Here is a 19022-nt window from a genome sequence, read left to right as displayed (position 1 = left end):
TGCTTGACGAATCGAGCCGATTTTGAAGTGTCAACCATCTCCCCGAACACCCGTCAGCTATGTCCCCGGGCTGAACAGTAGCGAAGCAATCCAGAGTCGTGTGCGCAGCCCTGGATTGCTTCGCTGCGCTCGCAATGACGAAGATCTAGCGGTCCTCTGGCATAACATCCTTCACACCAGCCACGAATGCCGCAACGTCCTCCGCCGCATATTTCAGATGCACGCGCGTGTCGGACGGCCGTTGCTTCGTCACGCAAGCTCCCGACCGCCACTCGCGGCTGGGCCGGATCGGCCTGGGCGCAAAGCCGCCGCCGCAGTTCGGGCAGACATTGAACAGCTTGGTCTCGACGCAGTCGGCGCAGAACGTGCACTCGTAGGAGCAGATGCGCGCCTCTGTTGCCGAGGGCGGCAGGTCCTTGTCGCAATATTCGCAATTGGGCCGAAGCTGCAGGGCCATGGTCGTCTCGCAGATCAGGGGACACGGTCACTGTCGCAAAAGCGCTGGCGATGTTGAAGGGCGCATTTCCCTCGATTTGCGCCGCAGACGCTCAGTCAGTCGATAGCGAAGCCAGTGGCAGCTTCGCGCTCTCCTTGAGACGGTCGAGTACGATCGACGAGCGGACATGCGCCACGCTCTGGTGCGGCATCAGCACGTTGTTGACGATGTCGGACAGGCTGTTGAGATCGCGCAGCACGACCTTGAGCAAATAGTCGGAATCGCCGGTCAGCGCGTAGGCCTCCTGGATGTCGTCGACGCGGTTGACCAGCGCGCGAAACTTCTGCGCGTTGTCGGGCGAATGCGTCGCCAGGGTGATCTGGATGAAGGCAATCAGCTCGAAGCCGAGCGCCTGGCTGGCGAGCTGCGCGCGATACCCCGCGATCACGCCGTCCTGCTCCAGCCGCATCCGGCGCCGCGAGCACTGCGAGGCCGACAGGCCGGCGATGTCGGCCAGCTCCTGGTTTGTGAGCCGGCCGTCGTCCTGCAGCGCGGCCAGGATACGGAGATCGAAGCTGTCGATCGAAATCATGCGCCATTTCCTCTGGTCGTGCATGGATCGTGCATATCCAGGCGAAAATGACAATGGTTTGCATGCCCTGTGCGCGGAATTCGGGAGATGATCGGCACATCAAGCTGAAGGAGCTTCCCCCGATGGGTCCATTTCCGCACGATGCGCCTCCTGCCACCATCTCCGCCGACAACCCGATGGGCACGGACGGCTTCGAGTTCGTCGAATATGCGCACCCCGAAGCAAGCGAGCTGCACGCGCTGTTCAAGCTGATGGGCTTCGCCGCGGTCGCGCGCCACAAGACCAAGGCGATCACGCTGTACCGCCAGGGTGACATCAACTACCTCGTCAACGAGGAGCCGGGCAGCCACGGCCACGACTTTGTCGCCGCGCACGGGCCGTGTGCACCGTCGATGGCGTTCCGCGTGGTCGACGCCAACAAGGCTTACGATCGCGCGATCGCGCTCGGTGCCGAGCCGGCCGACCTGCCCGCATCGCGGAAGACCTTGGACGTTCCTGTCATCAAGGGCATCGGCGGCAGCCTGCTGTATCTGGTCGATCGCTACGGCGCCAAGGGCTCGGCCTATGATCTCGAATTCGAGTGGACCGGCGCGCGCGACCCGCGCCCCGCAGGCTCCGGCCTGTACTACATCGATCATCTGACCCACAATGTGCACCGCGGCCGCATGGACGTCTGGGCCGGCTTCTACGAAAAACTGTTCAACTTCCGCCAGATCCGCTTCTTCGACATCGAGGGCCGCGCCTCCGGCCTGTTCTCGCGTGCGCTGACCAGCCCCGACGGCAAGATCCGGATTCCGATCAACGAGGATGCCGGAGATTCCGGGCAGATCGAGGAGTATCTCAAGATCTATCGCGGTGAAGGCATCCAGCACATTGCTTGCGGCGCCCGCGACATCTACGCCACCGTCGAGGGCCTGCGCGCATCAGGCCTGCCGTTCATGCCGTCGCCGCCCGACACCTATTTCGAGCGCATTGAGTCTCGCCTGCCCAAGCATGGCGAGGACCTCGCTCGCCTGCAGAGAAACGGCATCCTGATCGATGGCGAGGGAGTCGTCGCTGGCGGTCACACCAAGGTGTTGCTGCAGATCTTCTCGGCCAATGCGATCGGGCCGATCTTCTTCGAGTTCATCCAACGCAAGGGCGACGACGGTTTTGGCGAAGGCAACTTCAAGGCGCTGTTCGAGTCGATCGAGGAAGACCAGATCCGCCGCGGCGTGCTGAAGGTGGAGGCGGCGGAGTAGGCGAAGGAAGTAGGCCGTCATTGCGGGAAGCGGAGCGACGAAGCAATCCAGACTTCCGTCTGTCCCTGGAATGCTTGGCTTCGCTGGCAATGACGGCGTGACTGGAGGCAGTTTGCCGCCAAACTCTCAACTGTCATCCCGGGCAAGCCCGACGGCGCGTAAGCGGCGTTGGGCACCGACTCGGGACCCATACCGCAGGGTGCGTCGATGAGGCACGGCGACAGATAATCGTCGTCTCAGGACGGCCGGTGGTTATGGGTCCCCGCGTTCGCGGGGACGACACTGAGATTGAGGCGACGGCGTAGCCAACTCGTTGACATCGGAACAGTCGAGCAGCGCTCGATCGGCGCTGCTGCAGCGATCGAGCTTTACCGCCCTGCCTGCCAAGCGCTTACCACAGCGCCGATCTCCGTCACCTTCGGCTCGCGGATATTCGACGGCGTCCGCGAGAACCTTGGCGCCGGCGCGGGCTGCGTCACGCCGTGCCGCTCGACGAACACGCCACGCGCGGCCATGTGCGCATGCTTCGGCGCCTCCGACATCGTCAGCACCGGCGCGAAGCAGATGTCGGTGCCCTCCATGATCGCGCACCATTCCTCGCGCGTCTTGCTCTTGAACACCGCGACCAGCTTCTCCTTCAGCGCCGGCCAGGCGCGCGGGTCCATCTGCGCATCGAAGGCGGGATCGGAGAGGTCGGCATGCTGCCGCAGCAGCGCGTAGAACTGCGGCTCGATCGAGCCGATGGAGATGAAGTTGCCACAGGCGCATTCGTAGACGCCGTAGAAGTGCGCGCCGCCGTCGAGGAAGTTGCGCTCGCGCCCCTCGGTCCAGCGGCCCATCGCGGTGAGGTCGAAGAACATCGCGAGCAGCGAGGCCGCGCCGTCGCACATCGCGGTATCCACCACCTGCCCCTTACCGGACTTCGAGGCTTCGAGCAGTGCGGCAAGCACGCCGACGACCAGATAGAGCGCGCCGCCGCCGAAATCCCCGACCAGGTTGAGCGGCGGCACCGGCCGCTCCCTGGGTCCGATCGCGGCCAGCGCGCCGGTGATCGAGATGTAGTTGATGTCGTGACCGGCCGCATGCGCCAGCGGTCCGTCCTGGCCCCAGCCGGTCATGCGGCCGTAGACGAGCCTCGGATTACGCGCGAGCACGACCTCGGGGCCGAGGCCCAGCCGCTCCATCACGCCGGGCCGGAAACCCTCGATCAGCGCGTCGGCACCGGCGAGCAGATCGAGCACCTGGGGGATGACCCCCTTGTCCTTGAGATCCAGCTCGATCACCTTGCGGCCGCGGCCGGCGACCGACTTCATGGTCTTGCGCGCACCGACGCGATCGAGCGTCACCACCTCCGCGCCCATGTCGGCCAGCAGCATACAGGCGAACGGACCCGGTCCAATGCCGGCGAACTCGACGATGCGGAAGCCCGCGAGCGGTCCGGTGGCGCGGATCTCGGTCTGTGGTGCGGTCTTGTCGAGCACGTTTGTCTTGTCCCTGCGGTGCTTCGGCGCGTGATGAGGTCGATCGGACAAAGATGGTCGCCGTGACCTTCACCCTCCGCCTCCAGGGGAGGGTGGGTGTGCTTGGCTGCTGTCCGCATCAATCAAACATCATCACGCGCGATGCGTTTCCTGATCCTTTGATTGTCCCGCGTGCATCAGGCCAACGCAAGCGCGCCGTATGCCGCAAAGCAAAACGGCGCGCATCGCTGCGCGCCGTGTGGAATTTGATCTGCCGTTGCGCGGAATGATCCGCGCCGCGGACTTAGCCCGCGGCTTGCACCGCGCGCTGCGCCATCACCTTCACCAGATTGGCGCGGTAATCGGCGGAGCCGTGGATGTCGCTCAAGAGGCCTGACGCCGACACCGTGACCCCGTCGATCGCCGAGGCCGACCAGTTCGACTTCAGCGCCGCCTCGATCGCCGGCACCCGCATCACGCCGCTCTGCGAAGCGCCGGTGGCCGCAACGCGGACGTCGCCGCCCTTCGTCTTTGTGACGAACACGCCAGTGAGCGCGAAACGCGACGCCGGGTGGCGCATCTTGGCGTAGCCGGCCTTTTCCGGCACCGGGAACGACACCTCGGTGATGATCTCGCCGTCCTCCAGCGCCGTCGTGAACAGGCCCTTGAAGAAATCATCCGCCGAGATCGACCGCTTGTTCGTCTTCACGGTGGCGCCGAGCGAGATCAGCGCCGCCGGGAAATCCGCCGCCGGATCGTTGTTCGCGATCGAGCCGCCAATCGTGCCGCGGGCGCGCACCGCGGGATCGCCGAGTACCGAGGTGAGATGGGCGATCGCGGGGATCGCCCTCTTCACATCGGCATTGGTCATGATGTCGTAGTAGGTCGTCGCGGCCTTGATGACGAGCGTGTCGCCCGACAACTGCACCCCGATCAGGTCCTTGATCTTGCCGATGTCGATGACATCGGACGGAGCAGCAAGGCGCTGCTTCATCACCGGGATCAAGGTGTGACCGCCGGCAAGGAACTTGGCTTCGCTGCCCTTGGCGAACAGCGCCGCCGCCTCGTCGACCGAGGAGGCACGATGATAAGTCGTCTGATACATGGTTGCTCCTCCGTTCGATCAGGCGTTGCCGTGGATCGCGTGCCAGACGCGGTCCGGCGTCGCCGGCATTTCCAGCTTGTTGTTGCCGATCGCATCCGTGATCGCGTTGATCACGGCGGCGGATGCGCCGATCGCGCCGGCCTCGCCGCAGCCCTTCACGCCGAGCGGATTACCCGGGCACAGGGTCGTGGTGTGGCTCAGCTTGAAGGACGGCACGTCGTCGGCGCGCGGCATCGCGTAGTCCATGAACGATGCCGTCACCGGCTGGCCGTTGCTGTCATAGATTGCGTGCTCGAGCAGCGCCTGGCCAATGCCCTGGACCAGACCGCCATGGACCTGGCCCTCGACGATCATCGGGTTGATCAGCCGGCCGAAATCGTCCGCCGCGACGAAGTTGACGAACGACGTCTTGCCGGTGGCCTCGTCGACCTCGAGCTCGCAGATATAGGTGCCGGCCGGGAAGGTGAAGTTGGTCGGATCGTAGAACGCAGTCTCCTTCAATCCGGGCTCCATGCCGTCCGGCAGGTTGTGCGCGGTGTAGGCAGCGAGCGCGACCATCGGCAGCGCGATCGACTTGTCGGTGCCGGTCACCTTGAACTCGCCGTTCTCGATGACGATGTCGCCTTCCGAGGCCTCCAGCGCATGCGCTGCGATCTTCTTGGCCTTGGCCTCGACCTTCTCCATCGCCTTGAGGATCGCGGTGAGGCCGACTGCGGCCGAGCGCGAGCCGTAGGTGCCCATGCCGAACTGCACCTTGTCGGTGTCGCCATGAACGATCGAGACTTGGCTGATCGGCACGCCCAGGCGCTCGGCGATCAGCTGGCAGAAGGTGGTCTCGTGGCCCTGGCCGTGGCTGTGTGATCCGGTGAGCACCTCGATGGTGCCGACCGGGTTGACGCGGATCTCGGCCGATTCCCACAGACCGACGCCGGCGCCAAGGCTGCCGACTGCCTTTGACGGCGCGATGCCGCAGGCCTCGATGTAGCAGGAGAAGCCGAGGCCGCGCAGCTTGCCCTGCGCCTTGGCGGCCGCCTTGCGCGCCGGGAAGCCGGCGTAGTCGATCGCCTTCATCGCCGCGTCGAGCGAGGCGTTGAAGTCGCCGGTGTCGTAGGCCATGATCACGGGGGTCTGGTGCGGGAACTGGGTGATGAAGTTCTTGCGCCGCAGCTCGGCCGGATCGACCTTAAGCTGACGCGCTGCGGTCTCCATCAGCCGCTCCAGCAGGTAGCTCGCCTCAGGGCGTCCGGCGCCACGATAGGCGTCGACCGGCGTGGTGTTGGTATAGACGCCCATCACCTCGGCATAGATCGCCGGGATGTTGTACTGGCCCGACAGCAGGGTCGCGTACAGATAGGTCGGCACCGAGGACGAGAACAGCGACATGTAGGCGCCGAAATTGGCGTGGGTCTTGACCCGCAGCCCCAGGATCTTGTTGTCGGCATCGAGCGCCATCTCGGCCTTGGAGATGTGGTCGCGGCCGTGCGCGTCGGTCAGGAACGCCTCGGTGCGATCGCCGGTCCACTTCACCGGACGGCCGACCTTCTTGGAGGCCCACAGCGCCACCATCTCCTCGGGATAGATGAAGATCTTGGAGCCGAAGCCGCCGCCGACGTCGGGCGCGATGACGCGCAGCTTGTGTTCTGGTGCGATGTTGTAGAACGCCGACAGCACCAGGCGAGCGACGTGCGGGTTCTGCGACGTCGTATAGAGCGTGAAATGCTCCTCGGCCGCATCGTACTCGGCGATCGCCGCGCGCGGCTCCATCGCGTTCGGCGCCAGCCGGTTGTTGGTCAATTCCAGGGTGACGACGTTGGCGGCCTTGGCGAAGGCGGCGTTGACCGCCCCCTCGTCGCCAATATGCCAGTCATAGACGACGTTGCCGGGGGCCTCCGGGTGAAGCTGCGGCGCGCCGGGCTTCAGCGCGGAGGGCATGTCGGCGACCGCCGGCAGCTCCTCATATTCGACCACGACGGCCTCGGCGGCGTCGCGGGCGAGGTTCTTGCTCTCGGCGATCACGACCGCCACGGCCTGGCCGACGAATCGCACGGTCTCCGGCGCCATCGCCGGCCATGCGCCCATCCTCATCGGCGAGCCGTCCTTCGAGGTGATGGCCCAGCCGCAGATCAGGTTGCCGACCTTGTCGTCGACGATCTGCCTGCCCGTGAGCACCGCGACCACGCCGGGCATTGCCTCGGCGGCCGAGGAGTCGATGCTCTTGACCTTGGCGTGCGCGTGCGGGCTGCGGATGAAATGGGCAAAGGTCATGCCCAACAGCTTGACGTCGTCGACGTAACGGCCCTTGCCGGTGATGAAACGCTTGTCCTCCTTGCGGACGACGCTGGCGCCAATGCCTTCCATACCCATGCGAATCTCTCCCCTACTGGAGTTCTATTGTCCCGCCGCGGCCATCGCGCGCAGCGGTCGTGGTCTCGGTATTGCGGTAAACGGCGGCTCTCGCCGGCCTCATTCGGCAGCTTGCGCGACCTTCATCCGTCCGGCAGCGTCGAGCACGGCCTTGACGATGTTGTGATAGCCGGTGCAGCGGCAGATGTTGCCTTCCAGCTCCTCGCGCACCGTGCTCTCGTCGAGCTCGCCTCCGTGGCGGTGCACAATGTCGATGGCCGACATGATCATCCCCGGCGTGCAATAACCGCATTGCAGGCCGTGATTGTCGCGGAAGGCCGCCTGCATCGGGTGCAGCTCGTCACCCTTGGCGATGCCTTCGATGGTGGTGACGTTGGCGCCCGCGGCCTGGCCGGCCAGCACGGTGCAGGATTTCACGGCACGGCCGTCGATATGGACGACGCAGGCGCCGCATTGGCTGGTGTCACAGCCGACATGGGTGCCGGTGAGGTTCAGATGATCCCGCAGGAGGTGAACGAGCAGGGTGCGATCCTCGGCCTCGACCGAGACCGCCTTGCCGTTCACCGTCAGTTTGACTGTCGACACGAGTAACCTCCCGATGAATTTTTCTTATTCTGATTAGAAACAGCGCCCTCAGGACTTTGCAACTCGAATTTTCGTCTCTGATGTCATTGCGACGTCTTGCGCGCGGCCCCGGCGATTCGGTCGCATGTGGCACGCCATGCGAGGCGGCACCGGCGCGGGTGAGCGCAGGCCGCAGGCCGATGCCGCCCATTTACCGCCCCTTAGCCATTGTGACGTAGTTTTGATCACGCTCTGGTGCGTTGCTGCCGGGCAGTTGGTTTCTGGCCAATATAAAGAATGGCGTGTCGGGGGTGGGAATGTCTGCGCAGCTTGCGCCGCAGTCGCGGCGTGCCAATTTTCTGACCCTGCGATTTCGCGGCAAGATCTTCCTGGGCTTTGCCGTGGTGCTGGCCATCTCCGCCGTCAGCATCGGCTTCTCCTATCTGGGGTTCGAGCGGGTCGCCGCAGCGGTGGCGGCCTATCGCAGCAGCGTTGCGGAAGCCGACACCACCCGCACCATCGATCGCGAGCTGGTCTCGTACCAGGCTCTCGCCCGATACTATGCCCTGACCGGCAAAGCCGACGACGAGGCGGCGGCCACCGCTGCCCAGCAGGCGCTCCAGGCCGCGATCGACAAATCGATGGCTGCGACCGGTGCCGAGCGGCGGGCCCAGGTCGGCAAGCTGCAGGCGCAGTTTCAGGCCTTCGCCAAGACATTCTCGAGCATCGTTGCCCTGACCCGCGAGAACGCGAAGCTGGCGACCGACCAGATCGGCATCATCGGCAACAAGATCCGCTTCAAGTTCGATGATCTGGCGGACACCGCCGCGCTCGCCGGCCTGCCGTCCGTGCAGACGACGGCCAAGGACCTCACCGGCCAGTACCTGACCGTGTCCGCGCTGGTCGGGACCTACATCGCCAAGCCCGATGCCAAGACGGCCGACGGCGCCATCGCGCGCACGCGCTTCCTGGAAACCTCGCTGGTGACGATCTATGCCAATGACGAGAAGATCACCCAGCGCGTCGCCGAGCTCGGCGACCTGATCAAGCAGTACCGCGCCGCCTTCATCAAGCTGTCGGAGAACATGAAAGCGCTCGACAAGCTCGAACAGGAGATGGGCGTCGTCGGGACCGAGATCATCGCGCTGTCGAACGGGCTGAAATCCGAGGTCGCGTCCGACCAGCAGCGCATCGAGGCCGCCGCCAACACCAGCATCGCGGACATCGAGCGGCTGATCGCGATGCTGGCGATCGGCGGGCTGACGCTCGGCGCCGTGCTGGCGCTGATGCTCGGCAACGGCATTTCCAGGCCGATGATCACGATGTGCAAGGCGATGCGCGAGCTCGCCTCGGGCAATTTCGACGTCCGGCTGCCCGGCCTCGGGCGCGCCGATGAGATCGGCGAGATGGCGGCCGCCGTCGAGGAGTTCAAGGTCCAGGCGGTGGCCAAGGCCGAGCGCGACGCCGCGACGCAGGACGCCCAGAACAAGGCTGCGGGCGCCGCGCGCCGGGCCGAGCTCATCCGCTTCGCCGACGAGTTCGAGACCGCCGTCGGCTCGATCGTGTCCAACGTCTCGAGCTCGGCCGAGCACCTCGAGCAGGCGGCTTCGACCCTGACGCGCACCGCCGAGACCACGCAGTCGCTGGCGAGCCGCGTGAGCGGCACCTCCGACCAGGCCACCGGCCGCATCCACTCGGTCGCGAGCGCGACCGACGAGCTGTCGGCCTCGGTCGACGAGATCGGCCGCCAGGTCCGCGAGTCCAGCCGCATCGCGGAATCCGCCGTCGCCCAGGCCGAGGAGACCGACGGGCGCATCGGCAAGCTGTCGCGCGCGGCGCAGGAGATCGGCGACGTCGTCAAGCTGATCACCGCGATCGCCGAGCAGACCAACCTGCTCGCGCTGAACGCCACCATCGAGGCGGCACGCGCCGGCGATGCCGGCCGCGGCTTCGCGGTGGTGGCTTCCGAGGTCAAGTCGCTGGCGGAGCAGACCGCCAAGGCGACCGACGACATCTCCAACCACATCTCCGGCATGCAGGCAGCGACCCAGGAGTCGGTGACCGCGATCAAGCAGATCGGCGGCACGATCCGTCAGATCTCGACCATTGCCTCGTCGATCGCGACCGCGGTCGAGCAGCAGGGCGGCGCGACCCAGGAGATCGCCAGGAACGTGCAGAGCGTCGCGGCAGGCACGCAGGCCGCCGCAGCCGATATCACCCAGGTCAATCGCGGCGCGACCCAGACCGGCGAGGCCTCGGAGGAGGTGCTGCGCTCGGCCCAGTCGCTGTCCTCGGAAAGCGCCCGCCTGCGCGCGGAGCTCAACCGCTTCATGGCGAACATCCGCGCGGCGTGAGTTTTGCGGCGACAGGCTGGTCTTCACGCCGCTCGCAAATGCGTTGGCGAGCCCGCGGCCAAACCCTCCGCTGTCATCCCGGCGAACGCCGGGATCCATACGCCGCGGCAGATGTGTGGCGGGCGGTATCGATCGCGTGCCCCAATCTTGCATCACGCGGTATGGATCCCGGATCGCGCTCGCTCCGCCCGCTTGCCCGGGACGACAGCTGAAATGAGGCGCGCCTGGGCCTCACCCAGGAAACGCTGCGCCCCCCCGGGGCGGGTCGAGCGCCGAACCCCGCCCCACTTCCGGGAACCCAGCGCGCGGCGAGACGTTGGGTCGCAGCGGCAGGGTTTCATTGCCGCATTTGCTTCATCCTCTCGGTCGAGCATGCGGTGCGACCCGCGCCGTCGCATTGGGATTCCATGGCACCCCGACAGGCATCCTTTCCGCACCTCCGCGTCATCACGTCAGCGCCGCAATCCAGCGCGCCGCCGGGCGACACGGCTGGCCAGGATCGAATCATCGAAACCAACATCCCCGCCCGGCTCGACGACCTCCGCTGGAGCGCCTTTCACACCCGCGTCGTGCTGGCGCTCGGCATCACCTGGGTGCTCGATGGGCTCGAGGTGACGCTCGCCGGCGCCTTGTCGGGCGCACTCAAGCAGAGCCCGGCGCTGCATTTCTCCAATCTCGAGATCGGGCTTGCCAACAGCGCCTATCTCGCCGGCGCCGTGCTCGGCGCGCTCGGCTTCGGCTGGCTGACCGACCGCATCGGCCGCCGGAAGCTGTTCTTCATCACGCTCGCGCTCTATCTGTCCGCGACGGCCGCCACCGCCTTGTCGCGGAATGTCGCGACCTACGCGCTGTTTCGCTTCCTGACCGGCGCCGGCATCGGCGGTGAGTATACCGCGATCAATTCGACGATCCAGGAGCTGGTGCCGGCGCGCTATCGCGGCTGGACCGATCTCATGATCAACGGCAGCTTCTGGCTGGGGGCCGCGCTCGGCGCCGTCGGCGCCATCGTGCTGCTTGATCCTGATGTCGCCGGCCCGGATGTCGGCTGGCGGCTGGCCTACGGCATCGGCGCCTGTCTCGGCCTGGTCGTGCTGGTCATGCGGATGTGGATTCCGGAAAGTCCGCGCTGGCTGATGATTCACGGCCATCCCGAAGAGGCGCATCGGATCGTGGCGGAGATCGAACGCGACGTCACCGGCCACGACCGCGAGGCGCGCGCTAAGGAATTGCCGAGGATGCGGCTGCGGATGCGTAGCCACACGCCGTTACGAGAGGTCGCGCATACGCTGTTCTCGGTCTATCGTCAGCGCTCGCTGGTCGGGTTGACGCTGATGATCGCCCAGGCGTTCTTCTACAACGCGATCTTCTTCACCTTCGCGCTGGTGCTGACCGACTTCTACGGCATCAAGTCCGATCATGTCGGCTGGTACATCCTGCCCTTCGCGGCCGGCAACGTGCTCGGGCCGCTGCTGCTCGGCCGTCTGTTCGACACGCTCGGGCGCCGCGCCATGATCACCTTCACCTATGGCGTCTCCGGCGTGCTGCTCGCGCTCACCGGCTATCTGTTCTCGATCGGAGTGCTGAGCGCCGCGACGCAGACCGCGGCCTGGATGGTGATCTTCTTCTTCGCGTCACCGGCGGCGAGCGCCGCCTATCTCACCGTGTCGGAGAATTTTCCGCTGGAAGTGCGCGCGCTCGCGATCGCGCTGTTCTACGCCATCGGCACCGGGATCGGCGGCGTGGCGGGACCCGCGCTGTTCGGCGCGCTGCTCAACAGCGGGGCGCGCGGCGCGGTGTTCGGCGGCTATCTGTTCGGTGCCGCGCTGATGCTGGTGGCGGCGCTCGTCGCTTGGCGCTATGCCATCGCGGCCGAGCGCAAATCGCTCGAGCAGGTGGCGCGCCCGCTCGCTGTCATGGAGTAGATGATGATGTCCGACAACTCCGATCTGATCGGTTCTCCTGCGGCGGAGCCCGCCGAGATCGTTCCGACGCCGGTGAGTCTCGTGCCGCATCTTCGCGAGGTGGCGATCCTGCTCGATATCGACGGCACCCTGCTCGATCTCGCGCCGACACCGCGCGAGGTGTGGGTCCCGCCGGGCCTTGCCGAGGCACTGAACGCGTTGCTGCAACGAACCTCCGGCGCGCTGGCGCTGGTCTCGGGCCGCTCGCTCAACGACATCGATCTCATCTTCGCGCCGGAGGTCTACCCCGCCGTCGGCGGTCATGGCGCGGAGATGCGGCTCGGCGGCGGCGGTGAGGCGGATGCGATCAAGGCGCCGCCGCTGGACAAGGAGCTGAAGCGCAGGCTCGCTGCGATCGCCAAGCTCAGCCCCGGCATTCTGCTCGAGGACAAGGGGTACTCGCTGGCGCTGCACTATCGCCTCGCGCCGCAGGCGGAGAAGGCGATCTACGAGGAGGTGTCGCGCATCCGCGCCGAGTTGCCGGAGGCGCCGATCGAGGTGCTGCCCGGAAAATGTGTGTGCGAGATCAAGCATGCCGGCTTCACCAAGGCGAGCGGCGTGCGCGAGCTGATGCGGCACGCGCCCTTCAAGGGACGCAAGCCGTTCTTCATCGGCGACGACGTCACCGACGAGACGGTGTTCGCGATCATGCCCGATTTCGCCGGCCTGTCGTTCTCGGTCGGCCGTCGGGCGCTCGGTGTCGACGGACATTTCGACGCTCCGGACGACGTGCGCGCGTTCCTGGCGCGCCTCGCCGACGGCGGAACTAATTCATCGACCTAGCGGTCCGCGCAGTGGCTCGGTATCGCCGCGTTATTAGTTCCATCCGCCATGCATTCGCATGTTGCATGCGTCGCTCTTGATTAGAAACGTTCTGACTTGATTGACGCTGTGATTACACCGCGCGAATGCCCGAATTTGGTTTCATTTGGTTGAAAGGGTGGCCTGGAACCATATTGATGAACAGCTGTTAACCGACATGACCAACAGGAGGGAGCTGTGAACCTCGTCGTGGTTTCGAATCGGGTGGCACGTGGCAAAGCCAACGAGCCAATGACCGGCGGACTTGCGGCAGCATTGCTGCCCATCGTGGAGAAATCGGGGGCAGTTTGGGTGGGATCTTCGGGACGTGTGCGCGACGGCGCGCAGACGGAACCGATCGCGGAGATCGAGCAGATCGGTGAAGGCGCGCTCGCGCTGCTGGATCTGCCGGCTGCGCACTATGCCGGCTACTACGAAGGCTTCGCCAATTCGGCGCTGTGGCCGGCGCTGCATTCACGCAGCGATCTGATCAGCGTCTCGCATGATGATTATCGGTCCTATCGCGAGGTCAACGCCTTCGTGGCGCGCGCGCTGCTCCGGTTCCAGAAGCAGGACACCTTGTTCTGGATCCAGGACTATCACTTCCTGTCGCTCGGCGCGGAGTTGCGCACGCTCGGTGTCAAGAGCCCGATCGGTTTCTTCCTGCACACGCCGTGGCCCGCCCGCAGCGTCATCGACAGCGTGCCGAATCACCGCGATCTCGTCACCGCGATGCTCGCCTATGATCTAATCGGCTTCCAGACCGAGGACGATCGCGAGAACTTCACCGCCTGCATCCGCGCCGATCTCGGCTTGCAGGTGCGTGACGGCGTGGTCAGGTCGCTGCACGGCCGCACACGTCTGGCGGTGTTCCCGATCGGCATCGATGCCGACAAGTTTGCGCAGCAGGCGGCGAAGGCGGTGGCGCATCCGGACGTGTCGCGGCTGCGCCGCAGCCTGAATGGCGAGAAGCTCGCCATCGGCGTCGACCGGCTCGACTACTCCAAGGGCCTCGTCAACCGCATCAACGCGTTCGACCGGATGTGGACGATGCACCCGAGCCTGCTGCGCGCCGCGTCGCTGCTGCAGATCGCAACGCTCTCGCGCGAATCGATCGAGGCCTATGGCAATCTGCAGAGCGAGGTCGCGCGCCTCGTCAGCGAGGTCAATGGCCGCCATGGCGAGGTCGACTGGACGCCGATCCGCTACCTCAACAAGGGCTATGGTCAGGGCGTGCTGGCCGGCCTCTATCGCAGCGCCCAGGTCGGCGTCGTCACGCCGCTGCACGACGGCATGAACCTGGTGGCGAAGGAGTATGTCGCCGCGCAGAGCCCGGTCGATCCCGGCGTGCTGGTGTTGTCGAAATTCGCCGGCGCCGCCAACGAGCTCGACGCGGCGCTGATCGTCAATCCGCATGACATCGACGGCATGGCGCGGACGATCGCGATGGCGCTGTCGATGCCGCTCAACGAGCGCCGCATGCGCTATGAGATCATGATGACGAAGCTGCGCCGCCATTCGATCCAGCAATGGTTTGCCGACTTCGTCGAGACCCTGCAGGACGGTGACTCGGCCGAGGTCGAGATCGAGCCTCTGCCTGCAGCGCCGGCGGGTTTTCTGGCCGGCCGCATGCTGTCGCCCGGCGCGCGCTATCACTGAACCGGGCGTTACACCTCGCCGCCGCGCGGCGGTGAGGCTCAATGGCAGTAGGAGACGCCGTCGAGCACGGCGCAGCGCAGCTTGTTTGGCGAACTCGGATTGTCCATCGGCACCATCCCGTTGCCCTGTCCGACGAACACGCCGGGTCCCACCACCACCGATGCCTTGTTGCCGACGATGACGGACGGGTGCGGCTTCAGGCTGGACTTGGTCCCGTCCGGCCACAGGATCGCATCGCCCTGCCAGATCCCCTTGCGGCCGTCGTCGCAGGTCACGTCGACGCCCTGCTTGGTGCATTGATCGGCGCGCGCCGGGCCGGCGGCAGTCAGGCTGAATGCTGCCGCCAGCAGCACGGCGAGACGGGCAAGGGTGGATGACGGCATCGCGAGGTCCCTCATGTGCAGCCGGACCGACGGGCTGCAAATCAGTGGTCGTGCCGCCCGGCCGGCCGGTTCATCGATCGGCCGGTGAGCGGCGGCGGCCCCCGGCCGAGCCCGCAACCAGGGCGGATTGATGATTTTTATCAGCGATTTGGGGGAAATTTGCCGCCGGAGCCCCCGCCCGGCTTGCAAAACGCCGCCGACCCCGCCAAGAGAGGGCCGCCGGAGAGATGGCCGAGTGGCTTAAGGCGCACGCTTGGAAAGCGTGTGTGCGGGAAACCGTACCGTGGGTTCGAATCCCACTCTCTCCGCCAGTCAATCGCCCTAACCCTTTGAAAATATAGCCAATCTATCGATATGGGCGCTGCCTGTCCCCAATTCAGTCCCCAAAGTATGCATTAGGATGGGCTGGTGCATATCGCGCCGCTTCGTCGTGGCTATTGTGACCGCCGACCATATTAAAGGCGTACAGGAGGCCGGACCTGGAGGCCAACGCGGGCGCGAGCCTGATCGTAAAGTTGAACGACGCCGGGCATCGCAATCGACACCGCGAGGCCGAAGGGTACGTTTTCATCAGCTTTCGCTCCCCGGTCGGGTTCGCGTTGAATGGAAATTTGGAGAGCGTCATTAGGCCCGACAGTCGGGGCGCGTTGGCCCTCCCAGCGCCGCGAAAAAACGGTCCCGCGGCTGCTCTGATTTGCATCGGGTTGAGTTCTCGATACGTCGGCCCGGAAACTGCTTAGATCGTCCGGGACCATCAGGGTGAGCTTGACGGAGCGGTACGACTGCCTTCCCGGCAGGACTGGCGTAAACCACGCAAGCGTTGCGTGCAGAGAATGCAATAGTGCTTGCCCGCTTAGGCACGTCGGAAGGGGGACTTCTACGGTGCACCTTTTCTCCTGCCCCAGCATTCCAACAGCCCAAAATGTTGCTCGATCCTCGGCGCAATAAACCGCAGCATCCGCATCGACCAACCCGTAACCAAGAAAGCGCCGAATGTTGTCCTTCTGTCTCACACTCTGTCGATTTTCGGGTGGACCAAGAACTTGTTTTATTAGACTTGCGCTATCGGCGGGCCAAGCGGCGGTGTGAACGAGCAGCGCCTTTATGAGCACTGCTCGCTGATGATGTGGCAGACTTAAGAACGTTTCGCTGTAGACATCCTCTAACGCGTCATGGATGCGGTGAGCCAGTCGAGACGTCAATGCTGCCGCCGCACTTGTTCCTCCCGTGAAGTGCTCCCAGTTCGTACCACCTTCCCGCGGGGGAGCGGCGACCTTAAGTCCATGAGGCCTTCCAGCGCCGCTCGGCTTCACTGTCAGCGTCGTACCACTGCTAACCATCGAAAGGTGCTCGCGCGATCCTGGCATCAGGATGTCGGGTTTAACGCTGTTCGCAAATCCGGGGCCTAGCGCGCTGGAGGGGTTTGCCATTTGAAGCGGGAAAAATGGATCGACCCTACCCCTGGCACCACGTCGCTCAGCATGTTGGACTGCGTCGATGTTCGCCGCGCCGACCGTTATGCCGTTTACCGTCTCAGAGGGGGAGAGCAATCGGCGTGAAGTAATTAAACGCGATAGGGCGCCGAGGGTTTGTTCAGCGCGATCGGCTGGTGACGCGTTCTCGAAATCTCGCAAGGTCGCCATCGACGCAATTTCGAATGGCGAAATGTAGTTGCCTGCGCTCACTACGAACAAAATACCATAGCGGTGCGACAATCGATCGAGAAGTCGAGCCCAAGGCGATAGCTTGCCGTGAAAGGGCTTTCTGGCGTTTCCTAAGGATAAGTTGACTATTATGACGTTTGGTGCAGTCGCGTCCTCGCCCTCGCGCATGGCGAAGACCGCTTGATAGATGAGGTCAACGATCAGTCGGTCCGGGGGAAACTGATCGCTTGATCCTAACACAGGAAGACAGTGTATGCGTCGCCCAATCACTGGCTCCATGAGATTGCGATCGCCGTGCAATATCAACGACGCCATGGCCGTTCCGTGTGTTCGTTCCGCTACCAACGCGTTGGGCTCAAGGCCAAACAGATCATCTACAGTTAATCGGCCACGGAGAAGTGGATGCTCAGATACGGGAACGCCGTCGAGAAGCGCCACAATGGGAGACTTTTCTGTCGAAGTGCTGGGCGCGCTTTCCACTACGAGCGACGCGTCGTTGACGTCGATGCCTGTGGCAATGCTTTGCGGGCGGATATGCATCACCGGATCAAGGCCGCTAATACCTTCCGGCAAACGATCTATTATGCTCCGGACAGCGGCTACCGGCAGCTTGGCTAGAAGCGCGTGGTAAGCGATATCTGCGATCCTGCATCGAGAGACGATGCTGCCGCCTGCCGAATTTATACTAGCCGCGACGCCTTGTTCTGCGGTTACGGCGATCGCCTCCGCGGCTCTAAATACTAGCTCAATCTCTAATGTAACTTCATCGTCGTCCGCTAAGTCATCTATCTCGTCGGCCAATATTTCCCGGTCTCCTTCTTGAACCCGATCCTGCGGGCCCCAGACGCGAAGATCGCGGAGGGTCGCGAAGACATCGCGCCAAGGTGTAAATCCCGTACCCAATTCCTGACCGGCGATCCAGCGGCGCCATAAGGACAAAATGTTGCTTAATGCCTCAGTATCAGGAACTAGAAGATAAGCCTCGGGGGCCTTGTCTTGGTCATCGCTTTCTAGTTCTTCTTCGTCGATTAGCTCAAGTCCAGGAACGTTCCGGATTGCGTTTGCAAACGTGGCAATGGCGCCGCGAAGCTCGAAGACAAGTAACCGCTCGGGTGCGAGGGCCGACGGATCGGCTCTTAAAGTCAATCCCGTCGGATCACGATTAAGTGCCGTTTCCAATCGGCGAAATTGAGGGCCGAACGATGCGCTCTGCGACGCGACGGAAAATGGCTTCGGTCTACCCGGATTACGCGGGCTTCCGGGGCTTCGATCGACGGGCGCGCTTGGTTGGAGGCGCAGTAGTGGCTTCGATGGATCGATCGCCATAGATGTTCTCAGGCTTTACGCGCGCAACCCACAGCTCCAGCTCATGTGCAACCGCAGTGTCAATTGTGACATCACCCAAGCCTAGGATTTGACGCCGCCTAATGTTCTGGCAAAAATCCCGCGCCTCCGCGTAGGAACTAGCATTCAATTCGGTTGCAATGTCGAGGGCTGTCTTGGTGGGGCGTTGAGGCCATTGCTCCATGATTGTATTCATAAACGAGGCGACTTCCTGCGTCTTGGGCGCTGGAAATGCGATCTTGAGTTGAAATCTACGCCATACCGCTCTGTCAAGCAACTCGGCGTGATTAGTGGCAGCGATGGTTAGAACGTAGCTTGGGAGTTGATCTATCTGCATGAGTAGAAACGACACAACCCGCTTAATTTCTCCCGTTTCGTGATCGTCGCCCCGCTCCTTTCCGATGGCATCAAACTCATCAAAGAAGAGAACGCATGATTGTGTGCGAGCATAGTCAAAGAGTGCTCGAAGCCTCGCGTTTGTCTCGCCTAGGTAGCTGCCCACCAAGGCATCATAGCGCACCACGAAAAACGGAAGAGCTAACGCTTCCGCGATTGCCTCAGCGAAGGACGTTTTGCCGTTTCCCGGCGGCCCGGAGAGTAACACCCGATGGCGCGGCTCATAGCCATGAGCGCGAAGTACGTCGGCGCGCGCGTGCTCTTCCACCAATTGGAGGCCCTCGGCACGGGCAGGTAGCGGAAGCACAAGCTCATCTAAGCGAACGCGCGGGGTAAGTTCCAATATTGTACCGCGGCCGGGGGTCTGTTGCGCGCGGTTTGAAGTCACCAAGCTAGGCGGAGTGACAGCCACCGCTTGCAAGGCTTTTTCTAGCCGATCAGCAAGCAAATGATGACTCTTGGCGCGCTCATCGGCCATCAGTGCCTCAACCGTTGAGCGCAGCATGCTTTTGTCGCCAGCCGCGCCAGCGCGAACGAGAGAGACTAGGATGTCGCTTTTGGCCATGTCACGACTTTACACATCAATCGTTGATAAAGCACGTAAGGTGAACGCCCGCTAGGACGTTAGGTTCTCATGCCTGTGGAAATCGCGGCCTGCTGAAAGTCTCCGCGCAGGGCCGAGCGTCAACCGCGGTAAT

14 protein-coding genes and 1 tRNA gene are annotated in these 19022 nt (G+C 64.0%); 6 read left to right on the top strand and 9 right to left on the bottom strand.

What is annotated here, in order from left to right:
* Positions 1-145 precede the first annotated feature (145 nt).
* Positions 146-457, bottom strand: a complete 312-nt coding sequence (locus QX073_RS32875) for a DUF1272 domain-containing protein (RefSeq protein ID WP_315828363.1) — start codon at positions 455-457, stop codon at positions 146-148.
* Positions 458-548: 91 nt separating this feature from the next.
* On the bottom strand, positions 549-1028 hold the full coding sequence (locus QX073_RS32870; protein WP_316227006.1) for an Lrp/AsnC family transcriptional regulator: 480 nt from the start codon (positions 1026-1028) through the stop codon (positions 549-551).
* A 122-nt stretch (positions 1029-1150) separates the two neighbouring features.
* Here QX073_RS32870 and hppD point away from each other — a divergent pair, with 122 nt between their 5' ends.
* A complete protein-coding gene (hppD, locus tag QX073_RS32865) occupies positions 1151-2269 on the top strand; it encodes a 4-hydroxyphenylpyruvate dioxygenase (RefSeq protein WP_316227005.1) in 1119 nt (372 codons plus the stop codon).
* 368 nt (positions 2270-2637) lie between these two features.
* Here hppD and QX073_RS32860 read toward each other — a convergent pair whose 3' ends face one another.
* From QX073_RS32860 to QX073_RS32845, 4 genes are all read right to left on the bottom strand, one after another.
* Complete coding sequence (locus tag QX073_RS32860; protein ID WP_315717014.1) at positions 2638-3750, bottom strand: CaiB/BaiF CoA-transferase family protein; 1113 nt, start codon at positions 3748-3750, stop codon at positions 2638-2640.
* A 283-nt stretch (positions 3751-4033) separates the two neighbouring features.
* Positions 4034-4834: a xanthine dehydrogenase family protein subunit M gene (locus QX073_RS32855; RefSeq protein ID WP_315717016.1), complete on the bottom strand. Its 801-nt coding sequence runs from the start codon at positions 4832-4834 to the stop codon at positions 4034-4036.
* A gap of 18 nt (positions 4835-4852) precedes the next feature.
* Positions 4853-7198, bottom strand: coding sequence for a xanthine dehydrogenase family protein molybdopterin-binding subunit (locus tag QX073_RS32850; protein ID WP_315717017.1), 2346 nt, complete (start codon positions 7196-7198; stop codon positions 4853-4855).
* Between the two features lie 99 nt (positions 7199-7297).
* On the bottom strand, positions 7298-7783 hold the full coding sequence (locus QX073_RS32845) for a (2Fe-2S)-binding protein (RefSeq protein WP_315717018.1): 486 nt from the start codon (positions 7781-7783) through the stop codon (positions 7298-7300).
* A 296-nt stretch (positions 7784-8079) separates the two neighbouring features.
* Here QX073_RS32845 and QX073_RS32840 point away from each other — a divergent pair, with 296 nt between their 5' ends.
* The 4 genes from QX073_RS32840 to QX073_RS32825 all read left to right on the top strand — a co-directional run bounded on the left by QX073_RS32840 (position 8080) and on the right by QX073_RS32825 (position 14537).
* Positions 8080-10116 (top strand): HAMP domain-containing methyl-accepting chemotaxis protein, encoded by a 2037-nt coding sequence (locus tag QX073_RS32840; protein ID WP_315828358.1) that lies wholly within the window; start codon positions 8080-8082, stop codon positions 10114-10116.
* A gap of 407 nt (positions 10117-10523) precedes the next feature.
* The gene (locus QX073_RS32835; RefSeq protein WP_316227004.1) at positions 10524-12038 is read left to right on the top strand and encodes an MFS transporter; all 1515 of its coding nucleotides are present in this window, start codon (positions 10524-10526) and stop codon (positions 12036-12038) included.
* Positions 12039-12860, top strand: a complete 822-nt coding sequence (gene otsB / locus QX073_RS32830; RefSeq protein WP_315750788.1) for a trehalose-phosphatase — start codon at positions 12039-12041, stop codon at positions 12858-12860. It begins immediately after the preceding gene.
* Positions 12861-13076: 216 nt separating this feature from the next.
* Complete coding sequence (locus QX073_RS32825) at positions 13077-14537, top strand: trehalose-6-phosphate synthase (protein WP_316227003.1); 1461 nt, start codon at positions 13077-13079, stop codon at positions 14535-14537.
* A 38-nt stretch (positions 14538-14575) separates the two neighbouring features.
* Here QX073_RS32825 and QX073_RS32820 read toward each other — a convergent pair whose 3' ends face one another.
* A complete protein-coding gene (locus QX073_RS32820) occupies positions 14576-14920 on the bottom strand; it encodes a hypothetical protein (RefSeq protein WP_316227002.1) in 345 nt (114 codons plus the stop codon).
* A 221-nt stretch (positions 14921-15141) separates the two neighbouring features.
* Here QX073_RS32820 and QX073_RS32815 point away from each other — a divergent pair.
* Positions 15142-15231 (top strand) — tRNA-Ser (locus tag QX073_RS32815).
* Between the two features lie 144 nt (positions 15232-15375).
* Here QX073_RS32815 and QX073_RS32810 read toward each other — a convergent pair.
* Complete coding sequence (locus QX073_RS32810) at positions 15376-17910, bottom strand: S8 family peptidase (RefSeq protein ID WP_316227001.1); 2535 nt, start codon at positions 17908-17910, stop codon at positions 15376-15378.
* A complete protein-coding gene (locus QX073_RS32805; protein WP_316227000.1) occupies positions 17831-18889 on the bottom strand; it encodes an ATP-binding protein in 1059 nt (352 codons plus the stop codon). The genes QX073_RS32810 and QX073_RS32805 overlap by 80 nt, the downstream gene beginning before the upstream one ends.
* Positions 18890-19022 lie beyond the last annotated feature (133 nt).

Source organism: Bradyrhizobium sp. SZCCHNS3052, assembly GCF_032484495.1.
Classification (GTDB): domain Bacteria; phylum Pseudomonadota; class Alphaproteobacteria; order Rhizobiales; family Xanthobacteraceae; genus Bradyrhizobium.
This window is presented reverse-complemented; position numbering and strand designations above follow the sequence as displayed.